A 2503-nucleotide genomic window follows, 5' to 3' on the forward strand; every position below is an offset into this window, starting at 1 on the left:
ATGGTTGGTGGTGCGCTCAATCTGTTTGATGCGGGCGGCGTCACTCTCGTTGAAGTCGCTGACGATGCCGTCGAGCAGGGCGTTGGCGGCCGCGCTCAGGGCAGGGACTTCCGGGATCCCGGCGTGGCTGGCCAGTTTTTGCAACCAGCGCACCTCGACTTCGACGCGAAAACGCAGCAGGCCGAATTCGGAGAAGATAGGGCGCAGGGCATCGGCCTTGTCGCCATAACGACCGTCAATCGGGGAAACAGCAGTCAGCGCGGACAGCTCCATGGGGTGAACTCCTGATGATTGGTGTGGGGGTTAAAAACGTTTGGCCAGTTCCACCATCTTCTTGCGTGCGAAGATGATCTGGGTGCGGCTGCCGCCAAGCTGGCGCCACAGCACGCAGGCACGGATGCCTGCCAGCAGCAGGGCGCGCACCTTGTACTGCACCAGCGGCTGTTGCAGGAACAGTGGGGTGCCCGCCACCTGGATGCGCGGCCCTATGGGGCTGATGAGATCGCTGTAGATGCTCGCCATGTTGGCCAGGATCTGCTCGTCGAGCAGATCGAAATGTTGTTGCTGGCGGCCGATCTGACCGATCCGCTCCCCCAGCATGTTGAGTATGTCCTGGCGCTTGGCCAGCTTGCGCTCCAGCGCGATCAGGCTGACCACGTAGCGGGTCAGCTCGGCGTTCTTTTGGCTGCCGTCAGAGCCCAGCTGTTCGACCAGCGCGCGATAGCCATCACGAATGGCCAGGTGGTTGCCGAACACCTCCAGCGGCTGCTTGGGATCGGTCACCAACACGCTTTGCATGCTCTCGCGCAGCGAGGCCTCATCACAGCTGCCATCGCGGGCCACTTTTTGTACCAGATAGGCTGCCTGGCAGATGCCGGCAAAGGCCATGGTTCTGTCTTGGAATTTGTCGCTCATATCTTCACGGCCCTGTTCTGTTCATTCACTGGCAGATATCCGCAGCAGGCCATGATCCGGCCTTGGAATGTGTCGCTCACGTCAGCTGCCTTCTGTTAAGGATTCAAACCGGATGGCTGAAGCGCTGTTCAATGATGCCGCCGCCCAGGCACACTTCCCCGTCATAGAAGACAGCGGACTGGCCCGGTGTCACCGCTGCCTGCTTCTCGTCGAAGATAACCCGGATGGTCTCGTCATCAATGGGCTGAATAAGGCAGGGAATATCCTGCTGGCGGTAGCGGGTCTTGACGGTGCAGCGGCGCGGTGCGCGGATCGGGGTGCGATCGACCCAGTGCAGCTGACTGGCAACCAGGCCGTCGGAGTAGAGGCGGGGATGCTCGCCCTGTGCCACCACCAGTACGTTACGCTCGACCTCTTTGTCGACCACATACCAGGCCTCTTCGGTGGCGTCTTTGCGACCACCGATGCCGAGCCCCTTGCGCTGGCCCAGAGTGTGATACATCAAGCCCTGGTGCTCGCCGATCACCTTGCCGTCCACGGTTTCGATAGGACCGGGCTGGGCGGGCAGGAACTTGGCCAGAAAGTCTTTGAATTTGCGCTCACCGATGAAGCAGATGCCGGTGGAGTCTTTCTTCTTGGCGGTGATGAGATCCAGCTGCTCGGCGATGCGGCGCACCTCCGGCTTCTCCAAATCACCGACCGGGAACAGGCTTTGACCCACTTGGCTTTCGCTCAGGGTGTAGAGGAAGTAGCTCTGATCCTTGTTGGTATCGAGACCGCGCAGCAGGCGCGGGCGGCCGGTGCTGTCGTCACGGCGCACATAGTGGCCTGTGGCGATGTAGGTAGCCCCCAGCTCTTCGGCGGCAAATTCGAGAAACGCCTTGAACTTGATCTCCTTGTTGCACAGGATATCCGGGTTCGGCGTGCGCCCTGCCTTGTACTCTTCGAGGAAGTGCTCGAACACATTGTCCCAGTACTCGGCGGCGAAATTGATGGTATGCAGCTTCATACCCAGCTTGTCGCAGACGGCCTTGGCATCAGCCAAATCCTGGGAGGCAGAGCAGTACTCGTCCGTGTCGTCTTCTTCCCAGTTCTTCATGAACAAGCCTTCGACCTGATAACCCTGCTGCTGGAGCAGGTAGGCCGAGACGGAAGAATCCACGCCGCCGGACATGCCGACGATCACCTTGATTTGGCTATTGTCTGTCATTAGTCGAAGTTACCAGTTCGTTTAAACGGGGCGTATTCTACCAGAATTTCGCGCCCCCGGTCACATATCCATGCCCTGGCTCCCATCGGGAATGCGGTGGCAGGAAATCGTTTTTCTATTTGCTGGCCCCATGATGAAAAAATGGGGCCAAACGATCTCAGATGGCCTGTTCACGATCTGTCACGAGAGGCCGTCAGCAAGGTAAAGAGCAGCGCAGGAACCGGAGCGTATAGATATACGTGAGCTTTCCTGATTGCAAACAAGCGAGCAGCACATGAGCCTTGATCACGGCCTCGCAGTAAGAGCGTGGACAGGTTCTCAAATAAAGGCCTTGAGTGCTGAGAGTGGCAGGCGGGTGCCCCCCAGATAATCCTGGAT

3 protein-coding genes are annotated in these 2503 nt (G+C 59.0%); all 3 read right to left on the reverse strand.

What is annotated here, in order from left to right; translation table 11 throughout:
• On the reverse strand, positions 1–273 hold a 273-nt coding region (locus AAC083_RS02895), incomplete at its 3' end, for a lyase family protein (RefSeq protein WP_258224871.1).
• A 30-nt stretch (positions 274–303) separates the two neighbouring features.
• Positions 304–915 (reverse strand): high frequency lysogenization protein HflD, encoded by a 612-nt coding sequence (gene hflD / locus AAC083_RS02900; RefSeq protein ID WP_042034053.1) that lies wholly within the window; start codon positions 913–915, stop codon positions 304–306.
• Positions 916–1018: 103 nt separating this feature from the next.
• Entirely contained in the window at positions 1019–2125 is a 1107-nt protein-coding gene (gene mnmA / locus AAC083_RS02905) for a tRNA 2-thiouridine(34) synthase MnmA (protein WP_108537976.1), read from the reverse strand.
• Positions 2126–2503 lie beyond the last annotated feature (378 nt).

Source organism: Aeromonas sp. HMWF014, from assembly GCF_963878295.1.
Taxonomy (GTDB): Bacteria; Pseudomonadota; Gammaproteobacteria; order Enterobacterales; family Aeromonadaceae; genus Aeromonas; species Aeromonas popoffii.